Annotated in this window: 1 protein-coding gene; it reads left to right on the forward strand. The window is 49.8% G+C overall.

From position 1 onward, the window contains the following. The coding region (locus WFH18_RS18405; protein WP_336755478.1) for a hypothetical protein at nucleotides 1-217 on the forward strand (217 nt) is incomplete at both ends.

Consider the following 217-nt stretch of genomic DNA (forward strand, 5'->3'; position numbering starts at 1 on the left):
TGGCAGCGCATTGGACAACAGCAGGTAGTGACGATGCTCTAAACCAGGTTGGTGCATTCTGCTATTCTCCAAACGTTCTATTTCCTCTGCGTCATGACCTCAGGCATACTGAGGTCATGAATACGCTGCCTGACTTAAGCCAACTGACCCATGAACAACTGCTGGAATTCACCAGGCAGTTGGCGCTGCAGCATCAGTCTCTAGCACAATCAAACCA

Source organism: Acinetobacter sp. USHLN143 (genome assembly GCF_037145695.1).
Lineage (GTDB): Bacteria > Pseudomonadota > Gammaproteobacteria > Pseudomonadales > Moraxellaceae > Acinetobacter > Acinetobacter fasciculus.